Consider the following 17,912-nt stretch of genomic DNA (forward strand, 5'->3'; position numbering starts at 1 on the left):
CCTCATTTCACTCATGAGCACTTGACATCCGCTCTGCATAATAGAGCAGCTTGCGGCCTTCCGCATTCAAGGTCATGCCCCTGCGATGGCGGTGAAACAGCGGATGCCCAACTTCCTGCTCCAATGCACGGATGCGAGCCGTTACGTTCGACTGCACATACCCCATCTCTTCAGCCGCACGGCTGACACTTCCATGCTCAACGACGGACATGAAAATATGAATGTCACTCAAGTCCATCCTATTAACTCCTTCACACCTTATGTTAGCTATCATTATTAGTGATATCTTAAATCACTTTCAATTATTTTACAAGATATCAGAAAAGTCATAATATGAATTTCAGTTGTTATCGAACGTTACTATAAACGGAATTGTTAAGCAATCTCTATTACAGATACAGATAACGCTTGGCATCGTGTGGAGTGGGAGTGAGTGGCATCATGAGTAAGAAACATTTTTGGCAGGGAGCTATGTTTTGCCTCTTTGCAGCAGTAGCATGGGGAGCAATGTTCCCGATTGCCGAGAGCGCGCTGCATCATATCGATCCGTTCTGGTTCTCCGGAATTCGATACAGTATCGTCGGCCTATTACTAGCTGCACTGTTATTGTTCAAGGAAGGCAGGGCAGCATTCAATACAAAGGGACAAACCTTCAAAATATGGCTGCTTGGTCTGTTCGGGTTCACTATTTATAACTTCGGCGTATTCTGGGGACAACAGCAGCTCGGCAAATCAGGAGTTTTGCTCGCCTCCATCATGGAATCGTTCATGCCGATGCTGGCTGTACTGTTCGTATGGCTCGTAACGCGAAAAATGCCAAAGTTGTCAACACTTGCTTGTGTGATCACCGCATTTATTGGAGTTGTTTTCGTCGTGACGAAAGGCGATCTTCACTCCCTTGCAAATGGAGGACTGAAGCTGCTTCCACTCTTGTCTGTATTTGCAGGGATTACAGGTTGGGTCATTTACACCGTTAGCAGCGGACAGTTCGCTGGATGGTCTGCGCTTCGATTCTCTACCTTGAGCTCGCTGTACGGCGGATTTACAACACTGGCCATCGTTCTCGTCATGACTGCTCTAGGCATCGTCGATGCTCCATCTGTGAGTGCGGTTGTATCGATTGCGCCGGAGATGAGCTTCATGATTCTCGTAGCTGGACTGCTCGCCTTGCTGAGCTGGATTCAAGGGGTTCAATTGTTGAAGCCGATTAATGGCATGCTGTTCATTAACTTCGTGCCTGCAACGACGTTCATTATCTCCGTCATACAGGGTTATGAGGTATCTTCTGCAGAGTGGTTCGGCACACTGCTTATCGTCAGCGCTCTAATCGTGAACAATCTGTTGAGCCGCCGTGCATCGCAAGAGACGGAGACTAAGACAGCCAAATCAACAGCCGAATTGCGAAGCCGTCTTCCGAAGAAGCGTTCCCATGCACCAACTGGTTAACCCATTCCTTTACCATATATACATCCTAATTCATCAAATACACACAAAAAGCAAGGATACGGCAAACACTGTTTCCTTGCTTTTTTGCAGCCCACGAACTTCATCTGAGTTTCCTTATGAAAGGTACCACGAACCAATAAAAAAGTGCACCGCGCAAGCGATGCACCTTCAACTGACGATAATGATAAATTACGACAGAATTGTCTCAGCAATTGTCCGAACCATAACTCCAGTTCCACCCTTCGGATCAACGCCACGGCTGGATGTTAGGAATGCAGTTCCTGCAATATCCAAGTGAATCCAAGGCAATTCGTCAGCGAATGTTCCCACGAACAAGCCAGCTGTAATCGTTCCTGCTCCACCTGGAATAGCATTGCGTAGATCCGCAACGTCGCTCTTCAGCATATCCCAATACTCTTGATTGGAAGGAAGCTGCCATACGAGTTCGTTCGTGCGGGATGCAGCTGCTTTGAACGTATCATAGAAAGCATCATCATTCGTTACAACACCTGTTGTAATCGAACCAAGTGCGACCCCAACAGCACCAGTCAACGTTGCTGCATCGATCAGCTTGCTTGCGCCAAGCTCCTTCGCATACGTCATGCCATCAGCCAGTACAAGGCGTCCTTCTGCATCTGTATTGAGCACTTCAATGGTGCGTCCGCTGTAGGATGTAATTACATCACCTGGCTTCAACGCATTGCCAGCAGGCATATTTTCCGCCGAAGCAATTACGCAGATCACGTTCTTCTGTGGACGAAGACGACCAATTACGGACATCGTGCCGAGCATTGCTGCTGCCCCGCCCATATCGCAGATCATTTCATCCATATTCGCAGCACGCTTCAAGGAAATACCGCCTGTATCGAACGTAATCCCCTTGCCGACGATACCGTATACATCTGTCCACTCATCCGTGCCTTGGTATTTCAGAACGATCATGCGTGGAGGATTCACACTGCCTTTGCCTACGCCAAGCAGACCACCCATGCCCTTCTCTTCAATTTGCTTCTCATCGAGTACATGAGCTTCGAAGCCGAACTGTTCAGCTAGTTCCAACGCTTGCTCAGCAAGCGTGCTAGGAACAAGCACATTCCCTGGCAAGTTCGTCAGGTCGCGCGCATACGTTGTACCGAGCGCATAAGCCTGTCCCGTCTTAATGCCTTCGTTCCATGCTTCTGTCGCCAGTTCCGCTGCGTACAGGTTCAGGGATGCAAAGGTATGAGCTGGCTTCGCATCTTTCTTATAAGTAACGCGCTGATAAGCCCCCAAGAGGAAGCCTTCCACCATCATATGCGCGAACGATTGCGCTGCTGCCGCATCAGCCTGTACAAGCTGTTCCGGTACGATAACCGCTACACGGCTCAGGCGATGCTTCACCGCTACACGAGCAGCCTCAGCAAGGCTAAGACGTAGTTGCTTCTCTGTCAATGCTTCTTCCTTGCGTCCTACTGCAATCAGAACAGGAGCCTTCTCTTCGCCTGTAGCTACTACATAAGCCTTGCAGCATTCTGCCTCGAACAATCCGCTGCGAACCGCTGCCGCACAAGCTCCGGCACCTGGGAATCCAGATGCATTCTCGAATTCAGCTTTTGTACCAATTACTACAACAGCGTCTGCCTCAATCTGAGCAGATGCAAGTGCTTGAGCTTGAATTTGTACATCATTCATCCATATTGCATTTGCTAGTTTCATAATGTGATCATTCCTTTGTATTAAAAAATGATGAATGCCAATGTCTCCCTTATTGTACCACAACCCTGATCGTTGTGGCTTCATAACGGCAGACATCGGCTGCGTTGGTGAGGCTTCTTGCCCTTACAAGTATTTATGCGAGCGGCAATCGAATCGTAAACAGCGTCCATTCTCCCTCTTGGCTGTCTACCTCAATTAACCCGCCGTGATTTTTAATAATTCGATAACTGACAGACAACCCGAGTCCAGTACCATCGGCCTTCGTTGTGAAGAATGGATCGAATAAGCGCTCCATCGTCTTCAGGGACATCCCTCTTCCGTTGTCCCGAATATGTATCTTCGCGAATCGACCGTCCCGCTCTGTCACGATGCGGATATGCCCTTTCCGTACAGCGGCCACATCATCAATCGCATCAATCGCATTGCGTATCATATTCAATATAACCTGCTTAATCTGTTTCACATCAATGGATACAAATAATGAACCCGAAGCGGAGTTGTCGACCAATTCAATCTCGCAGCCTTTCATAACAGCATCGCTTTCGGTCAGGAGAACAACCTCTCGTAGAAGGGATGAGACAGGAACTTCTGAGGTCATAGGAGCTGATGGTTTGGAGGAATTCAGAAATTCAAAGATGATATCATTGGCGCGATCAATTTCTGCGAGAATAATCTTCGCGTACTCTTCCTTGCCAAGCTGCATCAGATGCGGCCTGAGCAATTGAATGAAGCCGCGAATCGAGGTTAATGGGTTGCGTATTTCATGCGCAATAGCTGCGGCGATTTTACCAAGAATAGCGAGCTTGTCATTTTGATATGCCGTTTGTTCGATGCGCTTGAAGTCAGATACATCTTTAATGCTAAATAAATAATCGCCATCCATCTGATCCCCGTAGGTGACGGTGACAAGATAATGTCGATCCAGACGATCGGAGAATTCGTGATAGCGCTTTCTTTGGAGGATAGTATCTTTATATAGACGTAGGAGCATTTTACGCTTGTCCCTTTTGAGTAAAGGATGAAAAAGCATTTCACGTAAGGAACAACCTACAAGTGCTTTGCGTGGTACATCCAGCAGCTTGGCCGTCTCCACATTAATGAAAGACAGTACGCCACTGCAATCAAATAATACGATTCCGCTATCCATATGCTGAAGCACATTCTCGTATTTGTCACGAACGCTCTTGGTGGAAAATAAAGCTTGTGCGGACTGAATCCAAGGCTCACGTATCGGGTTCAGCGCCACTGCAATCCCCTCCTTGCCTCTCTCTTCTGTCTTTATAGCTATCATCCACTCTAAGAAATATCGGAACGAACGATGAAATGCCTTGACCCCATCATTCCAGTCAACATGGGCCAGAACAGTGAACATTGCATCCTCGTGCAATCTAAGAAGATCCTGCTGCAGCTCCAGTGAATGTAGCTCCATGGCTAATTCCCTCGCTACATGCAACTCCTTCTCGTCCCCGTTCATAATGTAGTTCCATAGCCCTCTACAATATCTTTGAATCCACTCATTCTCACTTCGCACTTGATACTTGCAGTCCGTGGTCAATGTGGCTCACCTCATTTGTACGGTAACCGTATCCAGGTTCGTCCCAACAGCTTCATCATAGTAAACTTTTGGCAAAATCGTCAACACTAGATAATGTCGAAAATGGACAAATAAGCTCATTTCCCTTAAAAGTAAGCTAAAATGCCCGCCTCATTGCACGACAAAGAGGCGCCATGCGCCTATCGCCCTACGATGAGCGCGCCTCGGAGCACGCTGTTTGACGATCGGCCGCCGCCTCTTCCTCTATCCTATATGACAGACAGCTTCTATTTCTGCTTCAGCAGCTTCGCTCTGCGACGACTCATTAGGGCCAATCGACGCTTCAGCTCCGCTTCCCATTGTGTATCTTTCCACTGCTTGGCCAATGCAAGTAAATCAAGCGCATTATCGATTTGTGTCTTCACTAGCTCTAGTGGATCATCATGCTCTTGATTAATGCAGTTCTCGAACATACCTTCATCATCCGTGTGTACATAGTCACGGAAGTCAATTTCTTCAGCACCGTCATCTGATGAATATTCCGCCAGTATTTCGTATTCGCTTTCAACTAAGTAATGGACTTCGATGCGATGACAGACCGGACACAGCAGCAGGGGAACATTATGAATGCGTGTTCGATAATGCTGCAGGGTACCCGTTGTCCCGATCATGCTTGCTCCACAACAAAAGCTCATGTTCTCCCTCCTCGCTCTGCGGTAAGCTAAGATTATTGTAGTGTATTCGATAGCCCCTCTAATAATTCCTTTAATTCTGATAAAACTTCCTTCAAACGTCCTACCTTAAGCTCCCCGCGTATAACTGTGTGCCCATGGGCATATAGATGTAAATAATACAAAGAAGCGGGAGGCATACTTATGAAATCAAATGTACTGTTCATCGCCTCGAAGCAAATTCAATACGTACATTACGACGAATCAAACCTCAAATTAGTTGTGCACTATGCAGATGGGAAGCAAGACGCATTTTCATCCATATCGTCGAGCTGGTTCGAGCAGTTAATGCATTCTGACAATCAATACGATGATGTCATGAAACTTTCGGAAGGCCTGTTAAATGCAAGCTTGAAGAAGCGTCATGAACATGTATGAGCGTCAATTTTTCCAAGTTTGAAATCAAATGTAAAAGCATTTTCATTTTCAAAGGTTCCAATCCCTTTTTCAAATATTCATAAAAGGAACAGACATGAAACACCGATTGCATGGATAGTATAGGTTGAAGCATGAAGTGATTTCCAGGAAAGGAGGAGCGCTTATTCCTGCTGCCGATGCACGGACGCCATCATCCTATCGTCAACATTCTGCCTTGCAATTATTACTTAAAGACCCCTTTACCTTATTCGCCTATTGGTTCATCACACCACGCACACAAGCAGCCGTAGAGCGACACTATCGAATGGGCTGGAACGAAATGACCAAAGCGATTCAGCTGTATGAAGTACCGCGTGCCGATTTTCCTCACTGCAAGCTAGGCGCATCTAACCAAGTATTGCTGCATCCCGTGGAATCGCATGAGAGCTCCGTATATCTGCATCCTGTTAAGCCGAATCGTTCATACATAGCTGATTATGGGATCATTCCGGCATCGCAATCCTTTGTACCACTTGCACGTTCAACATTCGTTCATACCCCCTACTTGCAATCATATGGCGAATTCCCTGAGCAAATGGGTGCCTTACAAGCCATACATTTGGAACAAACAGAAGCTGGATCGCCATTTCCATCATTCTCATCTTATACGTTATACGAAAATCGAGAAGGAGTTTGTGAATGAACGCATTTGTCCCAGTAAGCTCTCATCCAAGCATGCACACGCAAGGTTTAGTATCCCTCGTTCTGCATGCACATTTGCCTTATGTGCGCCACCCGCATGTACAGCGCACATTGGAAGAACGCTGGTTTTTCGAAGCAATGTTGGAGACGTACCTCCCTCTGCTTCATACCTTCGGCCAGCTTGAGAAAGACAATATTCCGTTTCGTCTAACGATGACGTTAACCCCGACTTTGCTGTCCATGATGGACGATGCGGAAATGAAAGTACGGTTCGAATCCCACTTGCAGCGTTCAATTGACTTAGCTGAATCCGAAGTAAAGAGATTGGCAGGCCGCAATGACCTGCAGGACGTCGCTGCAATGTATGTGGAACGGTGGCATCAATTGAAGTCCATCTACGCTCGGCTCGAAGGCAATGTCATTAATGGATATCGGCATTATGTCCAAAAAGGGAACTTGGAATGCATTACATGTGCTGCAACCCATGCCTTCCTCCCTCTAATTAAGCAGCCATCCCTAGCTTACCTGCAAATTGAGGTGGGGATGCGGGAACACGAGCGGCTGCTCGGCAGACGGCCTAACGGAATCTGGCTGCCAGAGTGCGCCTACGCACCAGAACTTAGCCCGCTTCTCCAGGAATGCGGGATTCAATATTTTATTGTCGATCACCATGGATTCGTCAATGCAATGCCGCAGCCAACAGCCATGCATTATGCTCCTATCGATACAGGAGGAGGGGTCTTCGCCTTCGCACGCGATCCAGATTCCTCAAGACAAGTATGGAGCACGCACGAAGGGTATCCGGGTGACCATGATTATCGAGAATATTATCGGGACATCGGCTACGATCTTGGCTGGAACAGTGCAGATGAATGGGATTATATTCGTCCTCACCTGCTGGATAATGAAGCACGAATCAATACAGGACTCAAATATTATCGAATTACCGGAGTACATGACGTTCCTAAAGAACCATATCGTCCAGAATGGGCCCTGCACAAAGCTAGGGAACACGCACGTCACTTCTTGAACAACAGAGAACTTCAACTTGAAGCGGCTCAGGTAGATGGGGATCGCCTTCCGATCGCCATTAGCCCCTATGATGCGGAACTATTCGGACATTGGTGGTTCGAAGGCCCGCTATGGATAGAAGCATTATTCCGAGAGCAGTCGGAACGAACCCGCCATCATACACAGCGCATTGAGTTCGTATCACCAAGTGATTACCTATCGCGATACCCCAAACAGGAAAAGGCCCAATTATCGTTCTGTAGTTGGGGACGCGGCGGATATGCGGATGTCTGGCTGCAACAGGGAAATGACTGGATCTACCCCCGTCTTCATGAGACGGAAGATCGAATACTGCACACTGTATCCCATATCGATAAGGAGGCCCCTTCAAGCTTCCATGACATGCAAGAGCGCATTATTAATCAAGCTATCACCGAATGGATGCTCGCAGCGAGCAGCGATTGGGCATTCATTGTTGATGCAGGGACGGTGACCGAGTATGCTGGGATCCGAACGACCCAGCATCTGGAGCGATGCCACTACCTGTTGGACATGATTGAGCGGGGCGTATACGACCAAGTAATTGTCGAGCGGATGGAGGGAGAATACCCTTGCTTCCCTACAGTTGATTATCGGCTTCTAACCAGCAGAGCTAGGCTTTCAATCGAGCGAATGGACCAATTCAATACAGCCTATCCCCCTACCAAACGAACTATACCATTCAACTGTCCTCAGCCTATCTTGGCACATCATCCACAATATCGTTCCAGCAAACGCATCTTAATGATAGCTTGGGAGTTCCCGCCGCTCGTTGTAGGCGGGCTGTCACGAGCTGTATATGATCTCTCCCGCCATTTAAGCAAGAAGCAATGCGAAATTCATGTAGTCACTCGCGAAGTGCCAGGCGCACCTGACTATGAGCTAATGGATGGGGTTCACGTCTATCGTGTACCACTTATACAGACAGCCGCTCCACTAGAGTTCATGGATTGGGTGTTCCATATGAATGCTGCCATTTCATCACTCGTTGATGATCTCGTAGATGCCGGTCTGACCTTTGACCTCATGCACGCCCATGATTGGCTTGTCTACCCTGCCGCAGCAGACTTGAAGCAGACTTACCATTGGCCACTGGTCGCTACCATTCATGCCACCGAGCATGGCCGCAATCATGGCCGACTGCACGGCGAGCTTCAGCAGCGAATCCATGACATGGAAGCAAGCTTGACAGCAGAGGCCGACCATACCATTGTGTGCAGCCATGCCATGGTTCAGGAGGTCGCATCTCTGTTCGCTCTTACACGGCAGCGCGTTACTATGATCCCAAATGGGGTTGACGCGATTGACACAGCTATACAATCTGGTTCGATCAACAACCTAGAACATCACACTGATCTAGTAGATTCCCAACTTCTATTCTATGTCGGCCGCCTTGTCTATGAGAAGGGCATCCATATTCTCATTGAGGCAATGCCACTTATTATACAGTCTGTTCCACAAGCGAAGCTGATTATCGCCGGTACTGGACCCATGAGACAGCAATTAGAGGCTCAGGCCGCACAGTTAGGACTGCAAGAACATATCCTCTTCGCTGGATTTGTACAGGATGAGGCACGGGATGCGTGGATTGCAGCCTCATCGGTATGTGTATTCCCCAGTCTATATGAACCCTTCGGAATCGTTGCGCTTGAAGCAATGCGGTTCGGAACACCTGTTGTCGTATCAGACACGGGTGGACTCGCCGAAATCATTGATCATGCTGTAGATGGATACAAAGCACTCCCAGGTCATATTGAATCGTTAGCATGGCATGTAACGGATCTCCTCCTCCATCCTGAGCAAGCTGCTCAAATGGCTGCAAAAGCACAACAGAAGGTTCGAGCTCACTACGACTGGAATACGATAGCAGTGTCAACGAGACAAGTATATGAAGGAGTGATCGCTCGATGAAGGCAGTGATTATGGCAGGCGGCAAAGGTACACGGCTTCGCCCGTTGACACTAGGCACACCCAAGCCAATGGTTCCCCTATTGAATCGTCCGTGCATGGAATACATTATTGAATTGTTGAAGAGGTACGACATTCATCAAATCGCCGTTACCGTACAATATTTGCCCGATGTGATTCGCAACCATTTCGGTGACGGCTCCAAATATGGCGTGCAGCTGCATTATTTCGAGGAGGATGCCCCTCTCGGCACGGCAGGCAGCATTAAGAATGCTGAGTCCTTCCTTAACGAATCGTTCATCGTCATCAGCGGCGATGCCTTGACCGACTTCAATCTGCGTCAGGCCATCCACTATCATAAGGAGAAGCAGGCAATCGCTACGATGGTACTGACGCAAGTAAGCTTGCCTCTCGAATATGGGGTGGTCATGACCGATGAAGAGGGCCGAGTCTCCCGCTTCCTTGAGAAGCCTAGTTATGGAGAAATATTCAGCGACACCGTCAATACTGGCATCTATGTATTGGAGCCAGAAATATTAGATTGGATTCCGGAGCGGGAAAGCTATGACTTCAGTCTGCATCTCTTCCCAAGACTGCTTCAAGAACAGCAGCGACTATACGGATATACTGCTTCCGGCTACTGGTCAGATATTGGAAACTTACAGCAATATCGGCAGACTCAATTCGACATGCTCGATCGCCGCGTAGATGTGCACATTCAAGCAGCAGAACCGATGCCAGGTCTATTCGTAGAGTCAGGCGTAAGGCTCCCTTCCCGTATTAGACTGAGCGGACCTGCCTATATCGGATCAGATTCGATCCTCCACCCATCCTGCTCGATCGGACCATATACCATTCTCGGCTCCGGCAATATTGTGTTCCCGCACAGCTCACTTACGCGCTCCATCTTGTGGAACGGAAACCGCGTTGCCAAGCACTGCGACATTGAAGATGCGATCCTGCTCCACCGCACGAACATCGGCAGTGATGTACACATTCAAGAAGGCGCCGTTATTGGAAGCGGCTGTACGATCGGCGATAAATCCCATATCCGTTCTCAAGTTAAACTGTGGCCGAACAAAGAGGTTGAAGCGCATAGCATCGTGAATGCTACGCTCATCTGGGGCAATGCAGCTGCCTCACTGTTCAAGGGCAGCAAAATATGCGGAAGTCCGAATAGCGAGCTGACCCCAGAATTTATCGGCAAGCTGGCCTGTGCTTATGGATCGATTCTCAATCGGGAATCATCTATTGTTCTGGCTGCATCTTCCCATCCTTTTGACACCATTATGAAGAATGCCTGTGCAGCAGGACTTCAATCACAGGGCATTCATATCATTGATATCGGAGACGCTCCGCTGGAATGCTTGCGGCATGCTGTTACCACACTGAAGGCCGATGGTGGCATTCATTTCAAGGTGCTGTCCGCTAATGAAGATGCCAAGTTCGAACAAATGGTGATGAGCTGGATGGATGCAAGAGGAATGCCATTCGCGAAAGGCTTGGAGCGTAAGATCGAAAATGCCTACTTCCAAGAAGACTTTGCACGAACACCAATCGAATATATGGGGCGCAGAAGAAGCGATGAACACGCGATAACCTCCTATTTCACAACACTATCCAAGGCCATTGACTTCAATCTGATTCAATCTGCAAGCTTCAAGCTCATCGTTCAGAGCTCAGGTGCAGAAGCGGCACTCGTTCAACAATGGTCTTCTCTGACCGGCGGCATCCTGCTTCATACCCAATCTGATGTGCCATCCCCAGCTGCCGTTATTGAGCATATCCGAAATGTTCAGGCTGACATGGGCATTATGCTGACCGAAGATGAAGGGTTTCGCATCTATATGAGTGACGGCACAAGCATGCATCATAATCATCTTCTTCCGCTACTGCTGCAGGCGCTTGTCCAAACGGGCGTCAACGCGAGCATCGGGGTGCCGATCAGCGCTCCTGTTACAGCAGAGCAAATTGTCAGTCGCAGCGGGGTAAGGGTCGTACGGACGCAGGAGCCGCTTCGCTCCCAGATGGAAGCCACGAGCGGCATCGCCTTGTTGCCTGCGGCACATCGCTTATATGCGATTAGTCTGATTTTGCAGCTCATGGCAGACACCGGACAGTCGCTGAACGGACTTGTTGCGGATATTCCAGCCCTGCATACAGCCATTGAAGAAGTGACCTGCCCCCGTTCTGACAAAGGCAGTGTCATGCGCGAAATGACCGAGTGGGTTCGCCAGTCCTCCTATCGCGCTGAATTTCTAGATGGAATTAAGATTGAGACGCCTGAAGGATCCATTCTTATTCAGCCGGATCAAGAAGAACCTTTGTTCCGCGTTATTTCACAAGCAGACAGTATGACCAAAGCGCGAATTCTAGCTCATGAATATGCAGGACGGTTAACCCAGACACAGTCCCCGTTAAGGAAGTGATGACGTGCCGCGCCATCTAGTCGTCGGAAATGGCAAATTTCTCGTGAACCTTGACGAGCACGCCTATGTAAGGGATGTCTATTATCCGTATGTTGGTCAACTGAATCATACAGCCGGCTATCCCAGCCGTCTCGGGGTATGGGTGGAAGGTCAATTCAGCTGGCTAGGTGATCCAGAATGGAATATTCGCCTGGCTTATCAAGAAGATTCACTTGTTACCGATGTAACCGCCGAACACGAAGGGCTTGGTATTGTACTTCATATGAATGATGCCGTTCATCAGCGGGATTCGATCTACTTGAAGCGGATTGTCATCTCGAATGGTGATCCCAACCCACGTGAAGTACGCTTATTTTTCCATCAGGATCTGTCCATCAATGAAACGGAAGTTGGCGATACAGCAGGATATTACCCTGACAATGGCACGTTATTTCATTACAAAAAAGATCGCTACTTCATGTTCAATGGCTGCATCACCCAGCATCATGGTGAAATAGCAGGCATACACCAATACACGACAGGCATCAAGCGATTTCATCAGGCAGAGGGAACGTGGAAGGACGCAGAGGATGGGCATCTAATGGGAAATCCTATCGCCCAAGGCTCTGTTGACAGCACGATCTGCTTGCGCACGATCGTCCCCGGCTCAGACAATCGGGAGAGCTATTATTGGCTCAGTGTTGGTAATCGGCTTGATGAGGTGAAACAACTTGATCGATATGTACGAGACAGCGGCCCTGCACAACTGATCCAGCGTGTCAGTACCTACTGGAAACGTTGGTCGAATCAGCGCCAGCTTGATTTCGTCGATCTGGAACCCGAGCTGATACGCCTATTTAAGCTCAGCCTGCTTATCATCCGCACGCAGACAGACGTGAACGGGGCAATCATTGCAGCGAATGATACGGACATTATGCAATTCAATCGGGATCATTACAGCTACATGTGGCCTCGGGATGGCGCACTTGTCGCGGAAGCGATGTCCGCTGCGGGATACCATGGGATGACAGCCCCCTTCTTCCGCTTCTGTGCTGATGCGCTGACTGCGGAAGGATACTTGCTGCACAAGTATAATCCTGACGGCACCGTCGGTTCCAGCTGGCATCCCTATCTGCGCGACGGCAAATCGCAACTGCCGATCCAAGAGGACGAGACCGGACTTGTGCTGTGGGCACTGTGGAGATATTACGAACATCACCGTGACATTGAGCTCCCTCAATCACTCTATCAATCCTTGATCCGCAAGGCTGCCAAGTTCATGATTCACTACCGCGATCCCGAATTGAAGCTCCCCCTGCCCAGCTATGATCTATGGGAGGAGCGGTATGGAATATTCACCTTCACCGCTTCAGCTGTTTACAGTGGCTTAGTGGCCGCTTCCAACTTCGCATCTCTGTTCGGGGATGAGGAACGAGCTGACCGCTTCCGCAGCGCCGCAGAGGAAATCAAGACGGCGATGCTTGCCCATCTATGGAATGAAGAAGCCGGATGCTTCGTACGTGGACTGTACCGGAAAGAAGGGAAATGGGCTCAGGATTGTACGCCCGAGAGCAGTATTCTAGCCATTTATATGTTCGGTGTACTTCCTGCTGACGATGAGCGGGTGCTGTCAACCGTTCGCGTATTGAAGAGCAAGCTGTCCATTCGCAGCCAGACTGGAGGGATTGCGCGCTACTGGCGAGACTACTACTTCCAGCGCAGCACTGATCCGAGCCTTGCTCCTGGCAATCCGTGGATTATATGTACCCTCTGGTTCGCAGCCCATGACATCGCTACCGCCTCCAATCTGAAGGAACTGCAAGCCGCACATGACACCTTGCGCTGGGTGGAAGCACACAGTCTGGCAAGCGGATTGCTTCCTGAGCAGCTGGATCCATTTGATGGTTCTCCACTGTCCGTTGCACCCTTAACTTGGTCACATGCAACATACATTCATACCGTTCTGAAGTATATTGAGAAATACAAACAATTGGAAGCAGCCGCAGCCGGTTTAGCTTGAACTTTGAGCTTGAATAACCTCTCATTTCGATTCCCTCTAGCTGTTGATCGATATCTCTCTTTCATACACGAATAAGCCCCGCAGATTTCTGCGGGGCTTTCCTTTCATTTGCCTTGCTATATACCAAGTGGCAGACCGTCTAGGCGTTCAAGTTCTTATCGCCCGGCTTCCAATTGATTGGGCACAATCCGCCGGACTGCAGCGCCTGCAACACACGAAGCGTCTCCTCTACGCTGCGCCCTACATTGTTATGGTTCACGACTTGATATTTCAATTCGCCCTCTGGATCAATAATGAACAGGCCACGCAGTGCAATGCCGTCCTCTTCCATTAAGACGCCATAGTCGCGTGCAACATTCTTCGTAATATCGGAGGCAAGCGGGAAGTTGATTTTGCCAAGACCATTCAGCTCTCTTGGTGTATTGATCCATGCTTTGTGGCTGTGGATGGAATCAACGGATACCCCTAAGATTTCCGTGTTCAATGCTTTGAACTCTTCCGCAGCTTCACTCAATGCCGTTATCTCGGTCGGGCATACAAATGTGAAATCGAGCGGGTAAAAGAAAAATACGAGCCATTTCTCCCGGTAATCCGACAAAGATGCTGCTCCAAATCCTTGTCCGTCACCCTTTGCAGTTTCCATATTGAATTCTGGAGCAGGTCTGCCTACCAAACGTTCTGCCAAGCTAAATTCCTCCTAAGTACTAACTGAATTGGTGTCATTTATTATATCATTCTACCCGTTCGATTCAAAAATGACACGCCCCAAACCAACCTGCATGCAATCATCGATTTACTGGAGCTATTGTCATCATATAGAGCTGATCATTCCCATGAATGTCTGTCCAAAATGACTGGCAACAAAGCAAAGGCCAACTCATCCTTCTATGAGTTGGCCTTATCATCATCCATTATTTTGTCATTGCTGCCACAATCAGATCGCCCATTGCTTCCGTTCCGATCGCCTTAGACTTATCTGTAGCGATATCACCTGTCCGATGCCCGCTATCCAGCACTTCCTTCACTGCATCTTCAATGGATTGTGCCGCATCTTCATAGCCGAATGTCAATCGGAACATGAGAGCAACCGACAGAATGGTCGCAATTGGATTCGCAATTCCTTGCCCTGCAATATCCGGCGCCGAACCATGTACGGGCTCGTACAGACCGAAGCTGCCTTCCCCTAAGGAAGCAGAGGACAGCATGCCGATAGAACCAGTGAGCATGGCTGCTTCGTCACTTAAGATATCACCGAACATGTTCTCGGTGACGATAACGTCGAAGCTAGCCGGACGACGCAGCAGTTGCATCGCGCAGTTATCCACCAATACATGCTCCAGCTCCACATCTGGATATTCAGGTGCAACGCGGTTCACCGTCTCTCTCCACAAGCGCGAAGTCTCAAGCACGTTCGCCTTATCTACCGAAGCCAGCTTCTTGCGGCGCTTCTGAGCAACCTCGAATGCTTGGCGTACAATGCGCTCGACTTCCTGTACATTGTAGACGCAAGTATCAACGGCTTCCTGTCCATGTTCGCCCTCGCGGCGGAACTTCTCTCCGAAGTATATCCCGCCTGTCAGTTCACGTACGACAATTAGATCCGTACCTTCAAGCACTTCAGGCTTCAATGTGGATGCATCCTTCAAACAGTCAAATACGACTGCAGGACGAATATTAGAGAATAAACCGAGAGCCTTGCGGATGCCAAGCAGTCCAGTCTCAGGACGAAGCTCCTTCGGATTGTTGTCCCACTTCGGCCCTCCAACTGCTCCTAACAGAACCGCATCTGCGTCCTTGCATAGAGCCAGCGTCTCCTCAGGCAGCGGCGTTCCCTTCTCGTCTATCGCGACTCCCCCGAACAGTCCATGACTCGTCTCGAACGCATATTCGAAAAGTTCCTCCGTACGCTTCAATACCTTCTCCGCTTCTCTTACAACTTCCGGTCCGATTCCATCGCCAGCAACAATCGCTATCTTCTTCACTTCTGCCATGTCTGCCACTCCTCGTTCAAGTAATGTTATTCCTGTTGTATCACAAATGAACGAGGTTGACTAAGATATAAAAGCTATTGTTTTTATAGGTAAAAACTATTAAAGGATCTTCCATGTCGATCTTTGCATTATTTGACTTTAAGCAAATACCCCTTCGGATTGAAGGTCAGGAAAAATTTATGCTGGTTGCTATCAATGTTAAATTGATCATTTTCCAATAGGAATTTTTGAACCGCCTCCATCGGCCCTGGTCCGAATGCAGGTATTATCGGATGGCCGTTAACCAGAGTGTCCTCGACGATTAGATAACTGCCTTTGGTTACTAACTGGTTATATAAAGAGAGTTCTTGAAATACATGCTCTTCCGTATGCTCCGAATCTAGTATGACTAACACTACATCTTCAGGAGAAATTTGTTGTTTCACTTGAGAGACGATCTCTGGTGAGATCGAATCCCCTAATAGATACGTAATTCTCTCATGTTGTGGGCGTGCTATTTCCACAATATCAATCGTAATTACCTTTCCCGATCCTAGCAAATCACACATATGTGCTAAAAACAAAGCACTTCCGCCAAGGTTGGTTCCACATTCAACGATAACATCTGGCTTAACCCGAAATAATATTTCTTGATATAGAAATAAATCCAACGGGCATTTATAAATGTGTTGTCCCATCCAATATGTGTTCATCCATACAAGACTATCATAATAATGAGAGGTAAAATCAGCAACGGTAGAATTCAAATCATCATCTCCTTATGCACAGACATGTAGATGTACGATTTCAATATATGAATACGGAAAAGGAAATGTGATAGGAATACGAATCTAATCTAGGATTCTTATATAAACTCAGCAGAATTGTACTTTTCCATGTCATGATCTGCCGTCTCTTCTCATTCGAGAGAGCCATAGAATGAAATAACTAGCAAGAAACAAGTCTTTCATAGGGAGGGAAGATGAGATGTATACCATCCCCGATCAATACTATGGCCGAACCAAAGAGTGGGCGATTTCCTATGCGAATGAACACCGAATTCCAATCGAAGCGATTTACAAAGTGATTCACCCGCAAGAGACGCTCGCACTACGACCAACAAAGGGATTCGATCCTATGAGATGGCCGACAGCATGCTACTATGAGGAAGCCTTCGTAGCTACCGTGCCATCCGGCCGCCTTGCTACGGGGAACTGCTATGTCATCACACCGGATAACAAACGCTTGCTCGATGTCGAATATTTTTATCCCTATGACATGTTGTCACTTCCTCCACCCGTCTACCATCCAGGTACGGTTGGTACTGTCGTATGGGGGTGGAATATTCCAGAGGTGGTGTTCACACAAGCCATTTTCGGACATTGGTTTTTTGACATTTTGCCACGATTTCACCTACTACATCAAAGCGGTGTCCACATCGATAAGTACGTCATCGGCAAGCTGACCCATTCCTTCCAATATGAATCGCTGGACATGCTGGGTATCCCGCTTGAGCGGCTTATTCAGGCCGAACGAAATGAATTCCATATCATGGCCGAGAGACTTCTTGTCCCGGCAGTACCGTGGATGACAGGCAAAAGTCCTCGCTGGGCATATGAATATATACGGAGACAACTGAAAGATAACCATCCGGTTCAGCCTATCAGCGGGTATGAACGAATTTACATCACTAGACAGGATGCTTTCGCTCGCTACGTAATCAATGAAGACGAGGTGCTGGAACTGTTGCATTCCAAAGGATTTACCAAAATTGTGCTTACTCCGCTAACCACTGCTGAGAAGATCGCGATATACTCTTCTGCTCAAGCAGTCGTCGCCCCCTTCGGGAGCGGGAATATTAACTTTGCCTTCTGCAATCCCGGAACGAAGGTCATTGAAATGACGCCGCAGACCGTTACGGACGATTACTTTTGGAAAATAAGCAATCATGCAGGGCTTGACTACTATGAAATCATCTGCGACATTGAGTACCCTGCAAAGCTAGTCGGAGGTGCCGATAATTTGTATGTGGATCTAAATAAGCTGCGGCACGTGCTTCATCTGGCTGGAATCCATTGATCCGAACAACTT

At 48.3% G+C, this 17,912-nt stretch carries 13 protein-coding genes and 1 pseudogene; 7 read left to right on the plus strand and 7 right to left on the minus strand.

From position 1 onward, the window contains the following. Window positions 1–22 precede the first annotated feature (22 nt). A pseudogene (locus tag AZ66_RS05665) lies at window positions 23–238 on the minus strand (LysR family transcriptional regulator); the annotation flags it as partial. Between the two features lie 203 nt (window positions 239–441). Here AZ66_RS05665 and AZ66_RS05670 point away from each other — a divergent pair. Beyond that, complete coding sequence (locus tag AZ66_RS05670; protein WP_021262051.1) at window positions 442–1,446, plus strand: DMT family transporter; 1,005 nt, start codon at window positions 442–444, stop codon at window positions 1,444–1,446. 189 nt (window positions 1,447–1,635) lie between these two features. Here the strand turns inward: AZ66_RS05670 and AZ66_RS05675 are convergent, their stop codons facing one another. The 3 genes from AZ66_RS05675 to AZ66_RS05685 all read right to left on the minus strand — a co-directional run bounded on the left by AZ66_RS05675 (window position 1,636) and on the right by AZ66_RS05685 (window position 5,370). Then, window positions 1,636–3,141 carry a leucyl aminopeptidase gene (locus AZ66_RS05675; RefSeq protein WP_044353961.1) on the minus strand — a complete coding sequence of 502 codons (1,506 nt, stop codon included), beginning with the start codon at window positions 3,139–3,141 and terminating at the stop codon, window positions 1,636–1,638. A 133-nt stretch (window positions 3,142–3,274) separates the two neighbouring features. Next, window positions 3,275–4,615, minus strand: coding sequence for an ATP-binding protein (locus AZ66_RS05680; protein WP_442950272.1), 1,341 nt, complete (start codon window positions 4,613–4,615; stop codon window positions 3,275–3,277). A gap of 347 nt (window positions 4,616–4,962) precedes the next feature. Beyond that, window positions 4,963–5,370 (minus strand): hypothetical protein, encoded by a 408-nt coding sequence (locus AZ66_RS05685; RefSeq protein WP_021254519.1) that lies wholly within the window; start codon window positions 5,368–5,370, stop codon window positions 4,963–4,965. A 180-nt stretch (window positions 5,371–5,550) separates the two neighbouring features. On the opposite strand from AZ66_RS05685, the gene AZ66_RS05690 reads away from it, so the two are divergent. From AZ66_RS05690 to AZ66_RS05710, 5 genes are all read left to right on the plus strand, one after another. After that, window positions 5,551–5,784, plus strand: coding sequence for a KTSC domain-containing protein (locus AZ66_RS05690; RefSeq protein WP_021262054.1), 234 nt, complete (start codon window positions 5,551–5,553; stop codon window positions 5,782–5,784). Between the two features lie 136 nt (window positions 5,785–5,920). Continuing rightward, window positions 5,921–6,466, plus strand: a complete 546-nt coding sequence (locus AZ66_RS05695) for a DUF4912 domain-containing protein (protein ID WP_197081656.1) — start codon at window positions 5,921–5,923, stop codon at window positions 6,464–6,466. Further along, on the plus strand, window positions 6,463–9,426 hold the full coding sequence (locus AZ66_RS05700) for a 1,4-alpha-glucan branching protein domain-containing protein (RefSeq protein ID WP_052648408.1): 2,964 nt from the start codon (window positions 6,463–6,465) through the stop codon (window positions 9,424–9,426). Before AZ66_RS05695 ends, AZ66_RS05700 begins: the two co-directional genes overlap by 4 nt. Next, window positions 9,423–11,852 (plus strand): sugar phosphate nucleotidyltransferase, encoded by a 2,430-nt coding sequence (locus tag AZ66_RS05705; protein WP_021262057.1) that lies wholly within the window; start codon window positions 9,423–9,425, stop codon window positions 11,850–11,852. The genes AZ66_RS05700 and AZ66_RS05705 overlap by 4 nt, the downstream gene beginning before the upstream one ends. Window positions 11,853–11,856: 4 nt before the next feature. Beyond that, a complete protein-coding gene (locus AZ66_RS05710; RefSeq protein ID WP_044353964.1) occupies window positions 11,857–13,851 on the plus strand; it encodes a glycoside hydrolase family 15 protein in 1,995 nt (664 codons plus the stop codon). A 139-nt stretch (window positions 13,852–13,990) separates the two neighbouring features. Here the strand turns inward: AZ66_RS05710 and AZ66_RS05715 are convergent, their stop codons facing one another. From AZ66_RS05715 to AZ66_RS05725, 3 genes are all read right to left on the minus strand, one after another. After that, entirely contained in the window at window positions 13,991–14,536 is a 546-nt protein-coding gene (locus AZ66_RS05715; RefSeq protein ID WP_021262059.1) for a peroxiredoxin, read from the minus strand. Between the two features lie 226 nt (window positions 14,537–14,762). Next, the gene (leuB, locus tag AZ66_RS05720) at window positions 14,763–15,842 is read right to left on the minus strand and encodes a 3-isopropylmalate dehydrogenase (RefSeq protein ID WP_044353965.1); all 1,080 of its coding nucleotides are present in this window, start codon (window positions 15,840–15,842) and stop codon (window positions 14,763–14,765) included. A 128-nt stretch (window positions 15,843–15,970) separates the two neighbouring features. Further along, window positions 15,971–16,588: a CmcI family methyltransferase gene (locus AZ66_RS05725; RefSeq protein ID WP_044353966.1), complete on the minus strand. Its 618-nt coding sequence runs from the start codon at window positions 16,586–16,588 to the stop codon at window positions 15,971–15,973. Window positions 16,589–16,808: 220 nt separating this feature from the next. Here AZ66_RS05725 and AZ66_RS05730 point away from each other — a divergent pair, with 220 nt between their 5' ends. Further along, window positions 16,809–17,900, plus strand: a complete 1,092-nt coding sequence (locus AZ66_RS05730) for a glycosyltransferase family 61 protein (protein ID WP_044353967.1) — start codon at window positions 16,809–16,811, stop codon at window positions 17,898–17,900. Window positions 17,901–17,912: the final 12 nt, after the last annotated feature.

Origin of the sequence: Paenibacillus sp. E194, assembly GCF_000935845.1 — a bacterium.
Lineage (GTDB): Bacteria > Bacillota > Bacilli > Paenibacillales > Paenibacillaceae > Paenibacillus_B > Paenibacillus_B alvei_B.

Excerpts from the sequence above, each read along its gene's own strand:
- leuB (WP_044353965.1), bottom strand. The coding sequence starts at position 15,842 with ATGGCAGAAGTGAAGAAGATAGCGATTGTTGCTGGCGATGGAATCGGA.
- AZ66_RS05675 (WP_044353961.1), bottom strand. The coding sequence starts at position 3,141 with ATGAAACTAGCAAATGCAATATGGATGAATGATGTACAAATTCAAGCT.
- AZ66_RS05730 (WP_044353967.1), top strand. The coding sequence starts at position 16,809 with ATGTATACCATCCCCGATCAATACTATGGCCGAACCAAAGAGTGGGCG.
- AZ66_RS05670 (WP_021262051.1), top strand. The coding sequence starts at position 442 with ATGAGTAAGAAACATTTTTGGCAGGGAGCTATGTTTTGCCTCTTTGCA.
- AZ66_RS05700 (WP_052648408.1), top strand. The coding sequence starts at position 6,463 with ATGAACGCATTTGTCCCAGTAAGCTCTCATCCAAGCATGCACACGCAA.
- AZ66_RS05680 (WP_442950272.1), bottom strand. The coding sequence starts at position 4,615 with ATGAACGGGGACGAGAAGGAGTTGCATGTAGCGAGGGAATTAGCCATG.
- AZ66_RS05685 (WP_021254519.1), bottom strand. The coding sequence starts at position 5,370 with ATGAGCTTTTGTTGTGGAGCAAGCATGATCGGGACAACGGGTACCCTG.
- AZ66_RS05705 (WP_021262057.1), top strand. The coding sequence starts at position 9,423 with ATGAAGGCAGTGATTATGGCAGGCGGCAAAGGTACACGGCTTCGCCCG.
- AZ66_RS05690 (WP_021262054.1), top strand. The coding sequence starts at position 5,551 with ATGAAATCAAATGTACTGTTCATCGCCTCGAAGCAAATTCAATACGTA.